14 protein-coding genes are annotated in these 20,419 nt (G+C 43.1%); 2 read left to right on the forward strand and 12 right to left on the reverse strand.

Annotated features, from left to right (window positions below):
* Positions 1-236: 236 nt before the first annotated feature.
* Both OCV30_RS08160 and OCV30_RS08165 read right to left on the reverse strand, forming a co-directional pair.
* Positions 237-833: a LysE/ArgO family amino acid transporter gene (locus tag OCV30_RS08160; RefSeq protein ID WP_065679659.1), complete on the reverse strand. Its 597-nt coding sequence runs from the start codon at positions 831-833 to the stop codon at positions 237-239.
* 14 nt (positions 834-847) lie between these two features.
* On the reverse strand, positions 848-1,306 hold the full coding sequence (locus tag OCV30_RS08165; RefSeq protein WP_065679658.1) for a GNAT family N-acetyltransferase: 459 nt from the start codon (positions 1,304-1,306) through the stop codon (positions 848-850).
* A 296-nt stretch (positions 1,307-1,602) separates the two neighbouring features.
* On the opposite strand from OCV30_RS08165, the gene OCV30_RS08170 reads away from it, so the two are divergent.
* Positions 1,603-2,346: a class I SAM-dependent DNA methyltransferase gene (locus OCV30_RS08170; RefSeq protein WP_065679657.1), complete on the forward strand. Its 744-nt coding sequence runs from the start codon at positions 1,603-1,605 to the stop codon at positions 2,344-2,346.
* A 140-nt stretch (positions 2,347-2,486) separates the two neighbouring features.
* Here OCV30_RS08170 and OCV30_RS08175 read toward each other — a convergent pair whose 3' ends face one another.
* The 7 genes from OCV30_RS08175 to OCV30_RS08205 all read right to left on the reverse strand — a co-directional run bounded on the left by OCV30_RS08175 (position 2,487) and on the right by OCV30_RS08205 (position 12,087).
* Complete coding sequence (locus tag OCV30_RS08175; RefSeq protein WP_065679682.1) at positions 2,487-4,481, reverse strand: TonB-dependent receptor domain-containing protein; 1,995 nt, start codon at positions 4,479-4,481, stop codon at positions 2,487-2,489.
* Positions 4,482-4,734: 253 nt separating this feature from the next.
* On the reverse strand, positions 4,735-5,655 hold the full coding sequence (locus OCV30_RS08180; RefSeq protein WP_065679656.1) for a LysR family transcriptional regulator: 921 nt from the start codon (positions 5,653-5,655) through the stop codon (positions 4,735-4,737).
* A 219-nt stretch (positions 5,656-5,874) separates the two neighbouring features.
* A complete protein-coding gene (locus tag OCV30_RS08185) occupies positions 5,875-6,873 on the reverse strand; it encodes an acetyltransferase (RefSeq protein ID WP_065679655.1) in 999 nt (332 codons plus the stop codon).
* Between the two features lie 282 nt (positions 6,874-7,155).
* Positions 7,156-8,880 (reverse strand): methyl-accepting chemotaxis protein, encoded by a 1,725-nt coding sequence (locus OCV30_RS08190; RefSeq protein WP_065679681.1) that lies wholly within the window; start codon positions 8,878-8,880, stop codon positions 7,156-7,158.
* Positions 8,881-9,493: 613 nt separating this feature from the next.
* Positions 9,494-9,910, reverse strand: a complete 417-nt coding sequence (locus tag OCV30_RS08195) for a MarR family winged helix-turn-helix transcriptional regulator (RefSeq protein WP_017099853.1) — start codon at positions 9,908-9,910, stop codon at positions 9,494-9,496.
* Positions 9,888-10,898 (reverse strand): CDF family Co(II)/Ni(II) efflux transporter DmeF, encoded by a 1,011-nt coding sequence (gene dmeF / locus OCV30_RS08200; RefSeq protein ID WP_065679654.1) that lies wholly within the window; start codon positions 10,896-10,898, stop codon positions 9,888-9,890. Before dmeF ends, OCV30_RS08195 begins: the two co-directional genes overlap by 23 nt.
* 277 nt (positions 10,899-11,175) lie before the next feature.
* Entirely contained in the window at positions 11,176-12,087 is a 912-nt protein-coding gene (locus tag OCV30_RS08205; RefSeq protein WP_065679653.1) for a LysR family transcriptional regulator, read from the reverse strand.
* A gap of 368 nt (positions 12,088-12,455) precedes the next feature.
* Between OCV30_RS08205 and OCV30_RS08210 the strand changes: the two genes are divergently transcribed.
* Positions 12,456-13,715 carry an adenylosuccinate synthase gene (locus OCV30_RS08210; protein WP_065679652.1) on the forward strand — a complete coding sequence of 420 codons (1,260 nt, stop codon included), beginning with the start codon at positions 12,456-12,458 and terminating at the stop codon, positions 13,713-13,715.
* A gap of 85 nt (positions 13,716-13,800) precedes the next feature.
* Here the strand turns inward: OCV30_RS08210 and OCV30_RS08215 are convergent, their stop codons facing one another.
* The 3 genes from OCV30_RS08215 to OCV30_RS08225 all read right to left on the reverse strand — a co-directional run bounded on the left by OCV30_RS08215 (position 13,801) and on the right by OCV30_RS08225 (position 20,386).
* Positions 13,801-17,097, reverse strand: coding sequence for a type I restriction endonuclease subunit R (locus OCV30_RS08215; protein ID WP_065679651.1), 3,297 nt, complete (start codon positions 17,095-17,097; stop codon positions 13,801-13,803).
* Positions 17,098-17,229: 132 nt separating this feature from the next.
* Positions 17,230-18,912, reverse strand: a complete 1,683-nt coding sequence (locus OCV30_RS08220; protein ID WP_065679650.1) for an SWIM zinc finger family protein — start codon at positions 18,910-18,912, stop codon at positions 17,230-17,232.
* A 169-nt stretch (positions 18,913-19,081) separates the two neighbouring features.
* Positions 19,082-20,386, reverse strand: coding sequence for a restriction endonuclease subunit S (locus OCV30_RS08225; protein WP_065679649.1), 1,305 nt, complete (start codon positions 20,384-20,386; stop codon positions 19,082-19,084).
* Positions 20,387-20,419: the final 33 nt, after the last annotated feature.

Raw genomic sequence — 20,419 nt, forward strand, 5'->3', positions numbered from 1 at the left:
AACCCAAAATCCAAAAGACGAAGAATAATTCGTTATTTCACGAAATAATTTAATTTGTTGTTATCAAGACGTTTAAAACCAACAGAGAAATGCGAAATCTTTGCAAAGAATAATTAATAGCTAGGGAGGCAAGACAGAGGGATACAGTACTAATTACTAATTTAGCAAGCTAACAAGCCGTACTTTCCTCAACAGCGTTCAACTGATGAGGAGAAGTTAACGAAAGCAGAGTAAAACTAAACAACCAAAGATAGTGCAATAGATGCCATGATCACTCCTACAACAAACTCCAACATCTTCCATGATCTCGGGTTCTTAAACATTGGAGCTAAGAAGCGAGCGCCATAGCCTAGTAAAAAAAAGAACACGAATGAAGCCGATACTGCACCTGCACCAAACAACATTTGATTTGGTTGATATTGTGTAGAGATAGAACCAAGCAATACCACAGTATCCAGATACACATGCGGATTAAGCCAAGTAAACGCTAAACACATGGTAACTGCTTTGGTTAAAGAGTTTTTGGTTTCGACACCGGCTTCTAAGGCATGATTTTCGGTAAATGCTGAGCGAAAGCTCAAGAATGAGTAAACGCCTAAAAAGATAGCCCCACCGTAACGAGCAAACTGCTCAACTTGAGGGAACTGCTCAACGATTGCACCAAAGCCCATCACACCAAAGCTAATGAGTATGGCGTCAGAAATGGCACATACAGCGCAAACTGCCAATACGTGTTGGTTCTTAAGCCCTTGCTTTAAAACAAACGCATTTTGAGAGCCAATCGCAAGAATCAACGAAAGGCCAAGGGAGAAACCTGCAAAGTAAGTCGACATCTAAGGCTAGCCTCTTAACGCAACTCAATACGCATAAACTGGCTGTGCGGATCCAACACATAATCAGCAAAGGGTTCACAGTATCCAAAGCCAAACTTTTCATACAGGTTACGTGCGGCCTTAAAGTAGTCTTCCGATCCCGTTTCTAGGCTAATACCTCGATATTGGCGAGCGGTTGCCGTATCCAAAACGTGTTGCAATAGCTTGCTTGCGACACCGGACTTTCTTGCAAACTGCGAGGTTCTCATCGATTTGAGTTCAGCGTGTTGGGTATTCAGCTCTTTAATGGCGACACACCCAAGCAGTTGGCTGTCTTTCCAAGCACTGAAAAAAGTAATCTCTGGCGACTTGAGCCCCTCTAGATCCAATGCATGAACGCTTTCGACTGGCGATGTCGCATACATATCAGCTAAATGCTCTTCGAGTAGCTCAATAACCTCTCCACCCGACAAATCATCAATTTTTATTTCCATAACTCTTTAATTATCCTTAATAATTTTTAATCCATTGTAGATACAGTTACTGGCTCTACTCTCAGGAAACCGTGAACATCATACCTAGCTTCCTTAGGTTCGCATCCTTTATTACACTGAGCTTACAGTAACCAACAAAGAATACATTGGGAGCACTGGCAAACTCTGAAGTTTACACTAACACCAATTTTCCTTCCGATGAGAGTCTATATTAATCTTCAAGATTTTCTTGTTATTTTTAAGTTCTAGTTTACTATGCGCCACCCCAATTTTTTCAGCAAATGCTGCAGGCAAACATGTCCGCCAACGCACTCTATACCGGCCTATCCGGTTACTATGATTTAATGTGTGTCGATATTGACTACCAAGCGCAGAGTGACTGCGTTCGTAGGTTACATCAGATTTTTGGAAATAAAGGAAAAACACACCTCGACCTTGGATGTGGCACTGGACCACACGTTCGCCATTTTATTGATTACGGCTATCAAAGTAGTGGCCTTGATCTGAATAAACCAATGCTCGACATTGCTCAAGTTCGTTGCCCTGAAGCTAACTTTTCAGTACAAAACATGAGTAACTTTGAGGTCTCAGAACCGCTCGATCTTATCACTTGTTTCTTGTATTCCATCCATTACAACGACGGTATTGAGAGACTAAAAGAGTGCATTGCAAGCGTGCACCGAGCTTTGAAACCCGAAGGTGTCTTCTGCTTCAACGTGGTTGATAAAGAGAAGATAAGCAATGACTTGTTTGTTCGACATACAGCCAACAAAGAAAATGATGACTTTACCTTTCGCTCAGGTTGGTACTACTCCGGCGAAGGTAGTAAGCAAATGTTAAAGCTAAGTATCGAAAAAACGACTGCGGGTGAAACTCAAGTATGGAATGACGTACACCCTATGGTGGCATTCTCGTTTAAGGAATTGATCGAGATATTGAAGCCCTACTTTGAGGTTCATATTTTTGAGCACGATTATGACAAGCTGCTGCCTTGGGATACCAAATCAGGTAATGCTTTGGTCACTTGTGTAAAAATCTAGGTAAGCCAATTCCAAACGAATTAAACCGATACAAGCACACAAAAAACAACCCACACTCGCCGTTCTCTTTATAGAGTATCGAGCCAATGTGGGTTCTTCGTTTATATATGTATCTTGCTACCAAATCAAACACAGATTGATTAGAAGTCCGCTGTCATACCTACGTAGTAAGTACGTGGCTCTTCAACATAACCCATACTCTCTAGCTCTTGTGATACAGCTTCATCAGTCAAGTTAGTGATACCAGCGCGCAGTCGAACAGAATCATTAACGTTGTACACCGTACCGATATTCAGTGTTGTGTATGCGTCTTGCGTTAAGTCGCTTTCGATATTGCGCTCTCCACGGTAACGCGCACTAATAAAGGTATTCAGATCGAAAGTTGGGCTCCAGTTCAGTTTAACTAAACCTGAATGCTTGTAACGCTCAAGCAGTTCTTCACCCGTTGACTTATCTTCTGTGTCTAAGAACGTGTAGTTACCAGACACGCCCCACTCATCGGTAATCTGGAATTGACCCGTAAGTTCAGCACCTTGAACCACCGCCTCAGATACATTGGTATAAGTACGCTTCCCTTTCACATAGCCAGTAGAGCTAGAAGTGTCTGCGCACCCTTTACCCGATTCAAACACTCCGCCGTTCTCGCAGTACGTTTCATCGCGATCAATAAGATCATTGATTTCGTTGCGGAACAAGGCACCTTCAACATTCCAACGTGGTTGGTTGTATATTGCTGCAATTTCATAGTTCAAGCTCGTTTCAGGCTTCAGGTTTTCGTTGCCATATAAATCGCACGCTCCCTTACAGCTATTAACTGTGTAGTCGGCTTGGTTTTGAGTCAACGAAGGCGCTTTAAACGCCTTACCCACGCCGCCTTTGATGATGAGGTCATCAGTCGTTTGGTGAACCAAGTACACACGCGGGCTGAATTCTTCACCGTACAATTCGTGTTTATCTAAACGTCCACCAATGGTTGCGGTGAGTTGTTCAGTCATCAACCACTGGTCTTGAACAAACAAAGCACCTTGATACGCTTCTGATGTACCGTTGATCAAGTTTTCTTTGTTGGTTAATTCGCTCAACTGGTAGTCCATACCAAAAGTTACGGTGTGACTATCACCGAGATAAGTCGTTGCTGACGCTTCTACTATTTGAGTTAGCTCTTCTACATCGCTACTGTAATTGTTACCTAGATCAGCGGCATCGTTGTCTGTCACGTTTTCACGAGAGTAACGAACTTGTGTGTCACCCCAGTTCCAAAAACCGCTGTGTGTAATCGCTTGACTGTTACGTACAACATTACTATCCACTAGGTTCGAACCTGTAGCGTGTTCTGCTAAACCATCACGTTTATCGTCACTATAGCCAAGGTCCAAATCAATCGTCTGATTGTCTGTCATATTCCATGTCAGGTTGGCAAGCAAACTTAAAGTGTCGCGTTCCTCTAGAGCGGTAATATTCTCACGACCATTACCTGTATATGGTTGCCATGCGTCACGCGAGGTTTGATTTAAAGAAAAACGCGCAAATAACTCATCATAAATCAATGCACCGGACGTGGTAAAACCAACAGAATATTCTTCGCCACCATCTCCGTCTAATGGAGATGAAGTGTCCATGTTAATCGTTGAGCTCCAATCATTTTCTGGAGCTTTGGTGATGATGTTGATTGTGCCACCCATACCATCTGAACCGTAAAGTGCAGACATTGGGCCGCGGATGATTTCAACACGTTCGATTGACTCAGCTGGAATAGTCGAGAGATCGAAATCGTTACCACGAATGATGGCACTTGCAGAGCTTAAGCGACGGCCATTCACCATGATAAGCGTATAGTCTGAATCCATACCACGAATAGAGATCATCTGACGGCCAGCACGTGTGCTATCAAAATCAGATTCCACACTCGTTGATTCTGCAACGATGTCAGCCAAAGTGATTCCAGGGCTGTCTTCGATGTCTTGAGCGGTGATAACCGACATTGAAGCTGGCACTTGTTTTAGAGCCATTTCAGTACGAGTTGCCGTAACAACCATTTGCTCATCTGTCGCTTGCGCTTCTTTTTGCGCTAACACGTTAGCCGATAGTGAGGTGCAAATAACAGCTACTGCGACCGAAAGGGGTTTACGAATCATAAGAGGTTTGCGAACTATAAGGGATTTGCGAACTAAAAGAGGCTTGCGAATCAAAAGAGATTTCTCAGACATGATATTTATTCTTATATGTAATTAGTAATGATAATGGTTTGCATTAAACAGCCAGTTATCACTCCAATCAACGAAAGTTTCATGCTGAAAATTCATTATGATTATTCATTTATCAAATAATGCAGACGAAATATATTCAATTCATTAGCATTGAGCCCGTGACATTCATGTGTCAGATAACTTAGGAGTATGTCTCTTTAAATAGTTCACGAATCCAACGACACATAGGGTCATTGTGGAAACGTTTATGCCAGTAGAGATATACGTCTTCTGATGGGCTCCTGATCGCTTTGGGTACGCGTTTACAAACAAGGTTTCTCTGTTTTGCTGCTTGTTGAGCGAAAGGTGTCGGTAGGTGAAAGATGATATCGGTCGCTTCAGCCATATCTGGAGCGACGTTAAAGTTAGACAGTTGAATCGGTATCGATAGCTGACGCTGCTTATCGATCAAGCCCAAATCTTTGAAACGACTTTCAATCGAGAGCTTCTTATCCCCTTGCAGTGAGATCTGGCCGAGTTGGCTACTCAATAAATCATCAACGGTGATCTCTTTATCCGCCAGAGGGTGGTCTTTGCTCATTAATAACCGATAATCGCGACTGATTACGAACATTCGATACAGGTTTTGTTCAGAACTTAATGGTTCATGCGTCGACAATACAAAGTGCGCATCACCTGATAACAGAGGTTCAAAGTGTCGTTTAGGAATCGAGTCGATATCGACAACCATATTCGGCGCTTGTTGGCGGATTTGTGCCACGACTTTTGGCAAAAGGTGTGAAACCTGAGGAACCAAGCCAAAGAACCGAACGGTACTATTACTCGTCTCCGGTTCAAATACGTCTCCATGGACCAATTTCTCAAGGCGTGTGAGCACAGAATTGAGGTCTTGCTTGATGACTTCTGCTTTCGGGGTTAGCTCATAACCATAGGCTGCGCGGACTAACAAGTCATCGTTGAATACCGTTCGTAGTTTTTGTAGTGAACGACTCACCGTCGGTTGGCTCATGTCCAACGCCAAGGCTGTGTTTGATACGTGCTTCTCTTCAAGAAGGTGTTTAAGAATAACGAGTAGGTTAAGGTCGACCTGGGCAAGATTCATTATAAGGATATTCAAAATACTGAAGATTCAATATGCGTATAGTGCTATTTCCCCAGAATTAATACAATTGATAATCACTCTTACTTTGATGTCATACAATGTGAAGTGCCGAATTTGATGCTAACTAAGTTTTTGAAAGGCTTATTTGGGTGACTTTAGACACAAAAAAAGAAGCCAAATGGCCTCTCTTTACCCTATTCACTCTCGCTACTATTTTCGTTAGCGCTCAACACTCGGCGAATAATAAGCGTCCAACAGTGAAATGAAATTCCCTCTATCAAGTTCGCTAAGTTGATTAATGCCAGCCGCTGCTTTTCTTCCTCCGCCAGTTACAAAGCTAGAGCAAATTTCATCTGCGCCTGTTCTATTGGATAGTGGTGCTCTTAGGCTAACAGTATAAGATTCGCCATCTTGGTTTTTCGTTAATACTGCTTGCGCTCGGTTTGGATCTTGATTCACGATCTCATTGCCAAATACACCGCTGATACGTCTTGCCCAAGTCTCACCGGGCAGTTCAAACACACGTGCGAACGCACTTTCATACGCAGGGGCAAGGTTTGATAATTGCTGGCGGTCATTCTGGTAAGCCGCTCGTAATTGATAGAACACCGAGTCTTTGTCATCCATAAGATCGAACGGGTTCGGATATTGATAAAGGTTTTGGTAGAGCTCAGCTGGCGTGAAGTGCAAATCGCTCAATGATGTACCGTAGCCGTTGTAATTAACCAAGGTACCTAACTCTTCTAAGAACTCAATTTGTGATTGTTCGAATCCATTTTCATCAGCTAACTGTGCGGCCACTACTTTTAAATTATCACCAAAGGCCGCCGCGATTGCCCAAGCTACGTGTGCACCATTTAGCTTCTGGTTAATCAATAAACTCGTGCAACTCTCTGCCGAGGTATCTATCAGAGTGTTTAAATACTCAGAGGTTGGCACGTCCCCTGTTCGATGGTGATCGCAGTAAAACACATCGATGTTGGCATCTAACAGTGAGTGCAATGCTGGCAGGTTCTTCTCCATCGACACATCAAGAACGGTAACGGAAGATACATCATTTGGAGTGCCCGGATCTATGATTTGACTGGCAACTCGAGAAACTAACTTAATATCACGCTTTACACCGGTGACGAGCACGCTTTTTCTCGGTTCACTTAATCGCAGTTGTAACAACGCGATGATGCCGTCTGCGTCTCCATTGAATACGTCGTAGTGCATGCTGTTCCTCTTCCGTAAGATTTAACGTTTATTCGAAACGCGCCAAAGACATGGATCACGTCAACGCGTTCGTTCATCGTTAGTCTGTCATTATTTTAGTTTTATTCCACAGATACTTAAGTCTATTTTGTAATGCCTTATTCTTATTTCTATCGATTCAGGAACTTGCCTATCCTTCAGGCACAAAAAAGGCGCGAATAATTCACGCCTTTGTTTTCTATGAACTCACGCCTTGGGTTTCAAATACTTAACATATTTGGTTTCTAACTTGCTCTAGCAGTCTTATGACGTCTTGAACTGTGCTACCGCTTGATCCATATCGTTCGCTTGCTCAGCTACTTTATCGACTTCGACCAAGCAATGCTGCGCCGAAGCGTTGTTATCATTCGAGATGGTATTCAACTCAGTAATTGAGTCACTCACTTGCGTCATTACAGCGCCCTGCTCTTCAATCGCTGAAGCAATACGTTCTGAGTTGCCTTGAATACTTTCCATATCACTCAAGATCAGTTGCAAGCTTGCATCCAGTTCTTCTGAATCTTTAAGTGTCAGCTGGCCTTGCTGGTTACACTCGCCAATCTCTGTCATAGAAGCATTCATTTGGCTCTGGATTGCAGTGACTACACTGGTGATTTCAGTGGTTGATTGGTGCGTTCTGCTTGCTAACGCTCGGACTTCATCCGCAACAACTGCGAAGCCACGACCTTGCTCACCAGCACGAGCGGCTTCAATGGCTGCGTTCAGTGCCAATAGATTAGTCTGTTCCGCTATACCTTGGATAATGTTAACGGCACTCCCAATTTGATCGACATGGTGATTCAAAGAACTAATCGACTCTTGGCTACTTGAAAGGCGTTCAGACAACTGGGTAATGTTATTGATGGTATCAACCACCACTTCACGACCTTTGTCGGCATTCACTTTCGCTTGATGAACGCCTTCAGCCGCAACCGATGTACTTTCTGATATTTCCCCAATAGTCAGTACCATCTCTTGCACTGAAGTTGTCATTGTTGAGGTGTGGTTTGCTTGAACTTCGAACTGTTTGATGACCGATTCTAGCTCGTCATGCATGCTCGACGTACTTTGTGTCAATTGATGTGACTTAGATTGAGACGTTGCAATCAACCCTTCAAGCTGATCTAGCAGTTGATTGAAGTATTCGCCTAGCTTACCGAGTTCGTCTTTGCCATTCTCCGTCGCACGAATAGACACGTCGTTCGAATCGACAATATTACGGATCACAGTAAGTAGAGATTCAATCTTACCGATGATTGAACGTACGATTAACCAGCTGAATAGAATGATCGCCACTAACAGTGTGACGCAAAGGGTGTTGTTGATCAGCGATAGTTTATCCATCTCTTGCTGTGCCTGTTGATCTAACACGGCCGAGAATTCTTTGAATTGAGTCTCGATAACGTGCGAACCTGTACGCGCTTGTCCTAGTAACCCTTCGTTATGTTTTAACCCTATCACTCGTTTCTGATCTACGACTTGACGAGCTGCTTCTATCAAAGCAGCTGAGCCACCCGCATTAGAAGTAATAGACAGAACACTTGGGTCGAACTCACCCTTCTCGATCAAATCATTGAAGAGATACAGCTCAATTTTTTGCTCGGCGCTTGCTGAAGCACTTATGTTATCGAGTACAGCATGAAATTCCCCTAACAATCCTTTGTCTCGTGCTAGTCCATACACTTGGCTGGCTTTAACAAGGTTAACAAAGCTTGTGTGGTACGTTTCGATATCTTCACGCAAATGCGTACTGTTGGCCAAACCCAGATCATTCAGCACAGCATTAAGCTCAGATTCAGACGCTAAGAATTTTTTGTAATTTACGTCGAACTTGTCGAGGTATTTCAGATCACTGCGAAGTAAGAAATCTTTCTCGTTACGACGAAGGTTTAGCAGTCGCACTTCAAGTTCTTTGGTAATTTGTTTGGCTTCGCTCATTTTAGCGGTGGTGTCCGCAAATTGAGATGTGGTAAACAACAATGAAATCATGCCGAAGATGGAGAACACCCCCAACGAATAGAGCTTTTTCTTTATATTCATATACATGGCTCGTCTTTACTAAATTAACTATAAGTATCTAATTGATCGCATCAAAGCATGGATATACGGCTAGTGCGATCGAGTTATTGTTATGATTTTTTATCAGTAATGGGGTTGAGTTTTTGCATCGGCCCTGCCCGCCAGTAGTGACATCATCAATACATTCAAACAAAGAAGACCCAACCCATTAACGACAGATTAATCAATAACACATTTTCGCTACATGTACATTAATAGAATTATAAAACTGAGAGACAGATATTTGACGGGGTATAAATAGCTGAACGCCTTGCTATTAAGGCTTTGAATTAAAACAGTTTGGGCAATTATTGATCTGACGGCTGTGAATGACATTTTTTTGGCTCATCAGCGGAGCAAGAACGAAGAGCAATATTGGGAGGTTTTGACTTGTTTTTGAAACGGTGAGTCCATCGATTAGTGATTGTATAGTCGAGAGAAAACGGCGAAAAAATGGACCTACTCAATTCGAGTCAGGTCCATTTTTAGATTTCTTAATCAATTGCTTTGCAGCTAATAAGTTAGGGTTCTAACTTAAGGCTGACTAAAACGCTTTTACCATCTTAGATAGGCACTTCAGTAATACCACTTTCTCATCTTCTTCGATGTCTTGCGTTAATTCATTAACTAGGTTCAAGTGAAGCTGATTGTGGTGAACATGAATCTTCTGCCCCTCATCAGTTAGAGCAACCACGATTGCACGACGATCCGTTGGGTGTTCATGGCGTTCAATCAATTCGGCTTTAACCAGCTTTTCGATTTGAACGGTCAATGTACCCGTGGTGATGCCCAGCTTTTCAGCGAGCTCTTTCATTCTTAACGCGCCATGCATACCAAGTACTTCAATAGTGTGTACTTGAGCCAGGGAGTAACCCGTCTCTTTGACAACAGACTGCTCCCACGAAGACATTTTATCGTAGAACTCAGTCAGTATTTGGTTAAGCTGTTCTATATTTCGCATGGTCGTTTGAATGCACTTCAAGAGTAAGATGATTAATCTTATCAAACTTGGAGAGCATTTGTTTATATTCAGACACGGTTTTATCACTGTTTGATTCAAGAGTAATTGCTGCTGAATAGTGATGCCCACTCACCTTCCACATATGGAAATCGGTGACCGACGCATAAGGCGTTAAGGTTTCGGTCACTGAGTCGCGATAATCTTGGTCGATATTCTCATCAAGCAGGATTGGACTGGTTTGTTTCATAAGGTTCATCGTCCACTTAGCAATCACAAATGCGCCAACCATTCCCATTGCTGCATCTAACCAGTTCCAACCGTAAAACTTACCAAACAGCAGCGCAACAATGGCCAACAGTGAAGTCAACGTATCCGCCAACACATGCATGTAGGCTGCGCGTAGGTTATGGTCATGATGGTGCTCACCATGCTTATGATTATGGTCGCTGTCGTGATCATGGCTATGTGAATGACCGTGATTCTTACTATGATTGTTACTATGATTGTTACTATGATCGTGGCCATGCTCGTGTCCGTGATCATGATGGTGATCGCTGAGTAAAAACATACTCACCACATTCACAGTTAAACCAATACAGGCAACGATGATCGCTTCATTGAACTGAATCGCTTGTGGGTTAAATAAACGATGCACTGATTCCACCAGCATCAATAATGACACAATACCCAATGCAATCGCGCTGGTGTAGCCCCCTAACACGCTGACTTTGCCAGTACCAAACGAGAAACGTTCACTCTCGGCATGTTTCTTCGCATATCGGTATGCAAATAAGGTGATACCAAACGCTGCAGCATGCGTTCCCATGTGCCAACCATCGGCAAGCAATGCCATTGAACCATAAATAGTACCCGCAACGATCTCGACAACCATAGTAACGACGGTCAATAACAAGACATAAAGCGTGCGTTTCTCACCTTGGCTGTTATGTGAAGAAAAGTTGTGTTGGTGACGTGTTGGAAAACTCAAAATGGCGTCCTTAGCTGATGTTTGCGGTTAGATGATCGTTGTTAATAAAAGCCCTTTGATTGACAAGTAATTTGACAATCAAAGCAATTGATTGAAATTTAGTTTGATCATCAAACTTTGTCAACGATGAATTTTGAAACTCTGATTTGCGTGACGAATAGTTGATGGTGCGCTCTAGGTCGTTTCAGAACTTATTGATTCAGTAAAAAAATGGGCTTTGCAGGGACAAAAAAGCCCACGCGAGGTGGGCTAATTGAATCAAACTTAATGATTGTATTTATTTGTTTTGTAATGAAATAATCTCATCATTCACCCAGCCTAATAACTGCTTGGTCGCTTTAGACAAGACTTGGTTCTGCCTCACGATATAGCCAAGGCTGGTGCTAGAGAAATTGGTCAATGGCGTAACCTTTGAATTCAAATGCTGCTTGGTGGATATCGCAAACTCAGGAATGATGGCGACACCAAACCCAGCTTCTGCCCAGTCGATTTGAGCATCGACACTCCCTACTTCCATGACTCTATGATTGGGTAGATTAAGGCTTGGTAAACCTTCATCAATGAAGTCACGGGTTCTCGTATCGTGGCCAAGTAGAATCAAGGTGAGTTCTGTCTCTATATCGTCACCTTTAACCTCGTTTCCTGTCTTGCTATCAGAGTATTGCATGTCTAGGCCATCGCCTAACGCACACCATGAAAGCTCTTGAAGCTTTGTGAAATACAACGACTCATTGTGCTGCTCTTTTGCGATAACAAAGCCAAGATCCGCCTGAGCATTCTTAACTAAACTCGATGCCTGAGATGAGGTGGTATTCAAGAGCGTAAGGTCAATACCGGGATACTGCGCTTTGAACTTCTGGAAAGGACGAATTAGCAAGAATCGAGAAATGATGTCGCTCACGGCAATAGTTAACGTGCCTATTTTGAGGTCGTTAATGGCGTTGAGATCGGCCTGACAAATCTGCAGTTCGAGTAACGTTCTTTGACTTGTCTCTAGTAACCTTTCACCTGCTTGAGTCAGTTGAAACGGACTTCGCTCTATCAACTTGATGCGTGTTTGTTGTTCCAGTTGTTTTAGGTGCAAACTCACATTGGGTTGTGTCATATGCAGTGCGTTGGCTGCTTTTCCGAAATGCTTATATTCCGCTAGCGTCACAAACGTCTTCAACAAATTAATATCGAGCATCATTTTCTCTCTCTCATGTTACTCACATCGTTCCTTACAGTGAGGGACTACCCCACCCGTCATTCCCTACAGTGAGGAACGAACATGATAGGGAATCTCGTTTGTGATTTGAGATTCCTGATACCTCGTTCCTCGATTCTGGAATGACGGTTATTTTGAAGTTTCTCTACTAATTATCATCATTCCCTAAAGTGAGGGACTAGCCCAACCTGTCATTCCCTACAAAGAGGAACGAACATGATAGGGAATCTCGCTTGTAGGTTAAGACTTTAAATATATATGAAATCCTTATCAAGATAATAAAGATAATTAATTTCTCTTATCCACTTTGTAGGCCTAACATGATTTCTCAATCAGTCAGGAGAAAAATTATGCCATCTATTGTTGTTGTAGGCGCAAACTGGGGCGACGAAGGCAAAGGCCGTATCGTTGATTTTTTAGCAGACCAAGCTTCTGCTAGCATTCGCTTTCAAGGCGGAAACAATGCCGGCCATACCGTAGTAAACGACTTCGGTACATTCAAACTGCACCAACTACCAAGTGGTATTTTTAACCCTGACTGTACAGCGGTTCTTGGCCCTGGCATGGTGATCAGCCCTGCAGCGCTAACTGAAGAGATCGCAGAAGTACAAGCGGCGGGCATCAAAGTGAAGATGGCGATTTCAGATCGCGCAACACTGTGTCTACCTTTGCACGCGCTTGAAGATACACTTGAAGAAGAACGTTTAGGCGATGGCGCTTATGGCTCAACACGTCAAGGTATTGCACCAGCGTACGGCGATCGTGTGATGAAGAAAGGTATTCTTGTGGGTTGGCTGAATCAACCTGAGATTTTAGAGCAACGCATTCAATTCCTGCTTGATTGGAAGATGCCTCAACTTAAGGCTCTATACCCTCAATGTGATTTCACTCAAACAGCTTCTGAAATGACAGAATGGCTACTTGAAGTAACTAAAACGTGGCGCCCGTTCATTTGCAACGTAACTGAGCCGCTTAAAGCACTGCAATCACAAGACGCGAACCTACTGTTTGAAGCTCAGCTAGGTGCAGGCCGTGACCTTGTTTACGGTGAATACCCTTGGACGACATCTTCTAATGTAACCGCAGCTTACGCGGGTATCGGTAGTGGCTTACCTGCCCTTCGCCCCGAGCGAGTTATTGCTGTTGCTAAATCGTTCAGCTCGTCTGTTGGTACTGGCACGCTAGTAACAGCAATGGAAGAGCAAGACAGCTTCCGTGAAAGCTCTAACGAGTACGGTGCAACCACGGGTCGCCCACGTGATATGGGTTACTTTGATGCGGTAGCAACTCGCAACGGCGTTGACCTACAAGCCGCGACTGAAATCGCACTGACTAAGATAGACTGCCTGTCTGGTTTGTCTGAACTTAAGATCTGTACGGCTTACTCAGGTGAACACACTGAAAACCCGATTTGGCCACAAACGGCTGAGCTTAAGCCTGTATATGAAGATATGGCAGGTTGGGATGAAGACATCACTGGCTGCCGCACGTTTGAGAGTCTTCCTCAAGCAGCACAAGATTACGTAACTCGTATCGAAGAGTTGATGGGTGTTCCAATTGTAATGGTATCGGTAGGTCCAGAGCGCGAGCAAATGATCATTCGAGGTTAGAGCTCTACTCAAATCTTTCAGCTAAAGCGGTTGTTTTAGCTGAAATACTCATTGATAAAATCAAATGTCATCAAATTTAAAGCGACTACACATTCTTCTTATAATTCTCAGCCTGCTCTAGCACGCCTTTGTAAACATCATCATTGGCGACTGGTGGGAAGCCGTATTTGTGTAGCAGTAAGATTAAATCCACTTTCAACTTGGCTTTGATATCATCGCGCCCTGCCCAGTCTGGATATTGGGCGACATTGTCTACGGTAGTTTTCATCTCCTTCGCCAGTTCGAGCATCTTGTCATCGTCGTAAGTGAAATCGTACTTCTTGCGCATGTGGTTCAAGATATCGAGGAACGCTTTCTCTTCTAGGTCGATGCCTAGGTCTTCAAACGAGCCCATTTCTTTCACGATATCAAAGATAATGTCCGTCATTTCTTGAGAGAAGGTATCGAACTCCTCACCATTCAACACATCATTTTCACGACGTTCGTTATACTGCTCCACCAGCGATTGGAAGCGCTTAGAGAAATTCATGCCTTGTAGTTGATTGACCTTTTTAAAGTCACTTATCGCCTTCTCTAGTAGCTTTTGAAGTAGCTGAATCTTGGTGTTAGGCAACTTAATTTTGTTGATTCGAGCTAGGTAATCTTCGTCAAAAATATCGATAGCTTCGGCGTGCTCATCACCAATGGTAAAGATCTCTTCTACTCCATCGGCACGGAGTGCTTCTGCCACTAACTCTCGAACGCGCTTATTCATTTGTGCCGTGTCTGGTGCATCACCTTTGGTTAACTTAAAGATGATGGAGCGAACTGCGATATAGAAGTGAATTTGGTCACGCTCTTGCTGAGATAACAATTCACTACCACAGCAAACATCATAAGCAGCCTTCATACGGCCGACTAAAGCCATGAATCGGGTTTCGCCTTTCTTGGTTTGAAGAATGTATTCTGCCGACTGATTAAGGCACTCAAGCTGCTTGCACGGCTCTCCTGTGTAATAACCGGACGTATCGAACTTGTGGAACATCTGCCTTAACAGATCGAGATGGTTCTTCACCTCAATCACGGAAAAGCGAATATCTTCAAAGTTAGTCTCATCAGCCTTTGAATACATCGCTAAGGCTTGATTCATACGTGACTTGATACCAATGTAATCGACAACGAGCCCTTTCGCCTTGCCTTCAAACTTACGGTTAACACGTGAGATAGTTTGAATCAGGTTGTGTTTCTGCAACGGCTTATCAATGTAGATAGTATCCAATTCAGGCACGTCAAAGCCTGTTAGCCACATATCGACCACAATGGCTATTTTGAAATTCGACTTGGGACTTTTAAACTGCTGGTCGAGCGATTTTCGATGTTCCTTTGTCCCTAGCAGGCTGTACTGATCAGGGTCATCGTCTTTGCCGCGCGTCATCACCATTTGCACCATCGCAAGTGGCTTTAACTCTTCTTTCTCTTTATCAGTTAGCTCGACGCCATCAATTGATAGCTTTTCCTCGAACCATTCTGGCTTTAATATTTTGACTTGCTTATAAAAATCAAACGCGATTTCACGACTCGCACAGACAAACATCGCCTTGCCCTTTATCGTAGAACCTTCTTTAACTCGCCCTTCATAATGTTCAACAAAGTCTTTCGCCAAAGCTTCAATACGATCAGGGTCACCAAGAATCGCGTTCATATTGGCAGAAGCTTTCTTACTCTCTTCTATCTGATGTTCATTGGTGCCTGCTTCTGCGCACGCTTGGTAGTATTTCTCTACCTCTTCAAGCTTGCTGTTATCAAGAATGACTTTGGCTGCTCGGCCTTCATAAACAATACGAACCGTAATTTCATCATTAACAGATTCTGTCATGGTGTAGCTGTCTACTGCATCACCGAATACATCAAGGGTGGCATCGATCGGCGTTCCGGTGAAGCCAACGTAAGTCGCGCTTGGTAGAGAGTCGTGCAGATACTTAGCAAAGCCGTATGTCTCTTTCACATCGACGGCTACACCATCTTGATATTTGATCACCACTTTCTTATCGAGGTTGACCTGTGAACGGTGCGCTTCATCCGAAATACAGATGATATTAGTACGCTCAGAAAGCAGTTCGATGTCTTCGGTGAACTTATGAATGGTAGTCAGGAACACACCACCACTCTTGATGCCTTGTAGCTTGTCTCTTAAATCTTGACGGCTTTTAACTGGCACCACCATCTCATCACCAATGTAATCAGAGGCATTACAGAACTGTTTAGAAAGCTGATCATCAAGATCATTGCGGTCGGTAATAAGTACAATGGTCGGGCTTTCAAAATCGATGCTTTTCATCAATAGGCGAGATAGAAACTGCATGGTAAAGCTCTTACCACACCCTGTAGCACCAAAGTAAGTACCGCCTTTACCACTACCGTATGGCTTACGTTCTTTATCGATGTTGTAGTAAAGCTTACGCGCTGCGTAGTACTGCGGGTAACGACAACAGATTTTTATCTCTTTCTTTGATGTATCAGGGAAGAAGACAAAGTTCTTCACCACATCAAGTAATCTGGTTTGGTTAAACAACCCAGTAATCATGGTATAGAGGGAGTTAATACCATCCTTTTCGGTAGACTCGTTGCCCGTTACTTTTCGCCATGCGTAGAAGAACTCATACGGCGCAAACAAGTTACCCATTTTGTTGTTCACACCATCACTGATGATGCACATAGCGTTGTAGACGAACAGCTTGGGAATATCACGGCGATAACGCACGCAGATTTGCTTCCATGCATCAAAAATGGTCGCGTCTTTCTCTCGCACGGCACTCTTGAATTCAAACACCACCAGCGGCAAGCCGTTCACATAAAGGATGCCATCAGGGATTCGAACTTGTTCATCGACACCTTCAATCTCTAGCTGGTTAACGATTTTATAGATATTGGTGTCAGTCGCTTTTAACCGATTTGTTTCTAGGTACGTAACCTTACCTTCAGCAACTTCTCTATCAGTATTATCAGGTTTAGATTTATTCTCTAGCAACGGCACAAACATCAAGCGTAAGGCTTGTGCCAAATGTCTTGTATCGATTAACTCAATATAGAGGTCTTTCTTTGAGCGATCTTCACGCTTAAATAAGAAGCCATTGGTTAGCCATTGGCAGAAGGTTTTATTGCTATGGTACAAATCACTGGCAGGCAACGTTGAGATCACACGGACAATAGTGTCGATTTCGCTCTCGGTAATACTGTCACCTCGGTACTGCTTGGCAAGGTAACTACGTAAGTCATCGACAATGAGTACTTGTTCTTTGTCTTCACACGCTATTTGTTCACCCACTACGTGTGGGTAGCCTTGCTCACCCAATAGCTCAATAATGGCTTGTTCGAGTTTGGCTTCAGTAAATTTTAAGCTCATCGCCTTTTCCTACTGCTGTTTGACGTTGTTTGTTGTTTTCTAAATTGAGTTATTTAAATTTGTTTTGTAGTAACTCGGTTTCGGGCTTTGTTCCATTTTCTCAACACCGCAGATCTTGTCACCTCCGCAGAATCAGATATATTTTGAATAATATTTCTGAATTAAAGCGAACATATTACGCTTACGCTTGTACGTGGTAGCGAGTTGCGCCACCTGACTATAAAATGTCGCCAATTGAGTAGGATGCGATTTCAGCATATTCTCTAAACGTCGAAGTAACTCTAAAGCTTGATCGTAAGCCGTATTATTGGTCTGTTCGATATAAGATGAGACTGCTCGCAGATAATAATCCAGCGTATTTTCAGGTTTATCATCCACAATATGATCGGCAAGCGAAATAAGTCCTTGTATTGATATTTTATGTTCGGCAACCCATTCGCACGCTTTGTCTAATTGCTGGTTATCGATATAGAACAGAACCAAGGCATCCGTACGATCAGAAGCTTGATTATAGCGGTCTGGTTGTTGATAGGCATTGGCAAGTAGCAGTTCAGTGCGGGAGAAAAATTCAACATCATCAATTTGGTAATTGGCTTTAAACTTCGCTAACTGTTGATAATATTGAAAGCTTGGTGATTGTTCTAACAAACGGTTAGCTAATACCCATGCAGAATGGATTTCACCTAGTTCAACATAAAGACGGAATTGAGCTTGTTCGCACGCACGAAGTTCATAATCACTCGCCATTTTTTTCGCCTTAGCTAACCAAAACTCAGCTTCTAACGGCTCTTGCTCATCAATGAACATATCAACAACTTCAAGATAATCTCGACACGTTCGTGCTATTTTTTGTTTAATTTCCGCCACTTCACGCCAATCGGAGCTGTGTTTCATTAACGGAACTGCCCATGAGCGTAAGTTCCAGCTACTCTCATCTTGCGATGCTTGATCTATCGCTTGGCGGCATAAGGTTAGAAAGTGGGTGTTAGATTGCCAAATCGCTCCAAAACTCTCTTCAATCGAAGGAAATACGTCAAATTCGTAATGGGTCAAACGCTCAAACATCCACTGCGCTTTCTCTTGCTCACTCCAATTAAGCTTTGCCAGCGTCTTTGGCATGTGTTCGTTAATCATGCTTTCAATGCCATAACGATCGCCATTGGAGTCATCAATTTGCTCTAGCACCTTATTCAACCGTTCAACAAGGTAGTTGATTAATTTCCATTGATGATCGGCGTTAAGGCTTTGCATTGATTCAATGATCATGTTCAATTGAATTTCTGCTGAGTTGAAATAATCATGGCTTTCTCGCCAATCCCAGAGCTGTTCTCGCGGTAAGGCTTGGGTAACCAACTTTTTCAGCTCGCCATATACGGCTGGCTTTCCGCGTATTTCAATTTTTGTCAGCAGTGCATTCCATGTGTACTCATCTTCTTCTAGGTATTCGAGTAGCATCTCTACCATGGCCTCTTCACCAAGGCTTTGCAGGTGATTTTTTATGGTATCTCGTTCACTACTTTGGTTTAAAGCTTGTTCTTGGTCTTGTAGGCAAAGGGCAACCGCCACGCCGTGCTTGCACAACATTTGATATTGCGCCGCAGGGCAAGTACAAGTGCCAACCAGATCGCCAGTGAAATCGAGGCTCACTTGATAATTGAGGCTGCCTTTGACCTGTGCGGTCGCGGTGTTGCCAACAAGGTTAAGCTTGCGTACTGCACCACTGCGTGAAAGCAAGATGCCTTTTTGCAAAGTGCTTGTTTCACACAGTGTCGTCAATTCAGAAATGTCGATTTCACGAGTATTAGTTGCGTTCATTATATTATGGTTCCACCTACGCTTTGCTTTGTTCTATTTCGGATTCATCTAATTCCCACCTTCGTCATCTCAGAACCGAGGAACGAGGTATCTGAGATCTCGCTTTTCACCACCGCCAAAAACGAGATTCCTGATAAGTTCGTCCCTCACTTTCTGGAATGACGAAAGGTTACTCTGCAATTGCTATAGCTTGTTCTACTTGCAGGTTTTCTAAGTCGATTTCGCCGGAAAGCAATTTAGGGAGCAAGGTGTCGCGCAACTTTTCTAGACTGATATTTTGTGCATTATTCTTTGCTGTCATATCAACTAGGTTGCTCACAATAGAGCTATATTTATCTAGAATGTCTTTAGGTGGTGTTAAGATTTTAACCTTGCGTAATTCTGCCTGCTTGATGCCTAAGACTGTAGAACCTGAAGCTCGACCTTCCATATCCGCCTTTGCTTGGGTTGTTTGTAGCCAGTCAAATAAAAATACTGGATTGCAAACATCAGAGTTTGCTCTAAGCCCATATAATCTTTGGCTTAAGCAAAAGTCTTGTGACCCATCAAAGAAGTACAGTTCACCCATCGGGGCTTCAGATGTCATGATGATATCGCCTTTGACAAGAGGCTCTTTCATCCATTTTCTATATGTAGTTTCATCAAGAAAGCGGATTGTATCTGGTCGAACAATCTTCTTAGATTTAATGTTTTTTGCCGAAATTGCTGGATAACCTTCTTCAACCCAATCACTACCGAGTTTTTTAGGTGTTTTTCCGCGATGGTCGATAATCATCGATGTATGACTATCTAGTGTTCCAACGTCCCAACCTTCGGGTATCAAGCCCAACTCAGACTCAACGAGCTTTTCTGGGAAAAGCGAGGCAACTTCTTTTGAAAGAAAAGGCGCATCCATCCCTTTTGGCTGTTCGCCATTCATTTTGGCTTTTACTGGGTCAAAATCGACAAACCAAGACTTGAACAACGTTTGTGCCATTTGCTCTAGGGTTTGGTTAATTTGGTTGTTGAGTATGATTTTATTACTTACTTGACATAATACTTCGCTGAGATTGAGCTGCTCAGAGAGTGTTGGAAATTTAGTCTCATACTCCATAATTTTCTTGGGTGAAGTATGTAATATTTTTGTCCCGGTGGCGCGTTGGAAAACAAAGTTGTTGAAAGGTTGACTTAAAAACAGCCAGTACAGGTATTCAGGGCATACTAAACTAGGTTCTTTTATAATTACTTTTCCTAGTCGTTGATTATGTAAGTATATTTCCCCATCATCTGGAATCATGCCTGGTATTCCCAAGATTTCGCCACCTGATGTTTGACAGGTCATCGCAAGCAATATATCCCCGGGAGTCAAAATATAATCGGTAGGAAACTCCGATGTATACCGCTTTAGTTTCGTCTCCGAAAATCGAAACCCACCACTATAATCGAAATTGCCGATTGCAACGACAATGGGGCCATTATCAATACCTTCTCGCATGTTATTCCCCCTTAAAAGCAAAACCATGTTTCA

The sequence above is a fragment of the Vibrio atlanticus genome, from assembly GCF_024347315.1.
Taxonomy (GTDB): domain Bacteria; phylum Pseudomonadota; class Gammaproteobacteria; order Enterobacterales; family Vibrionaceae; genus Vibrio; species Vibrio atlanticus.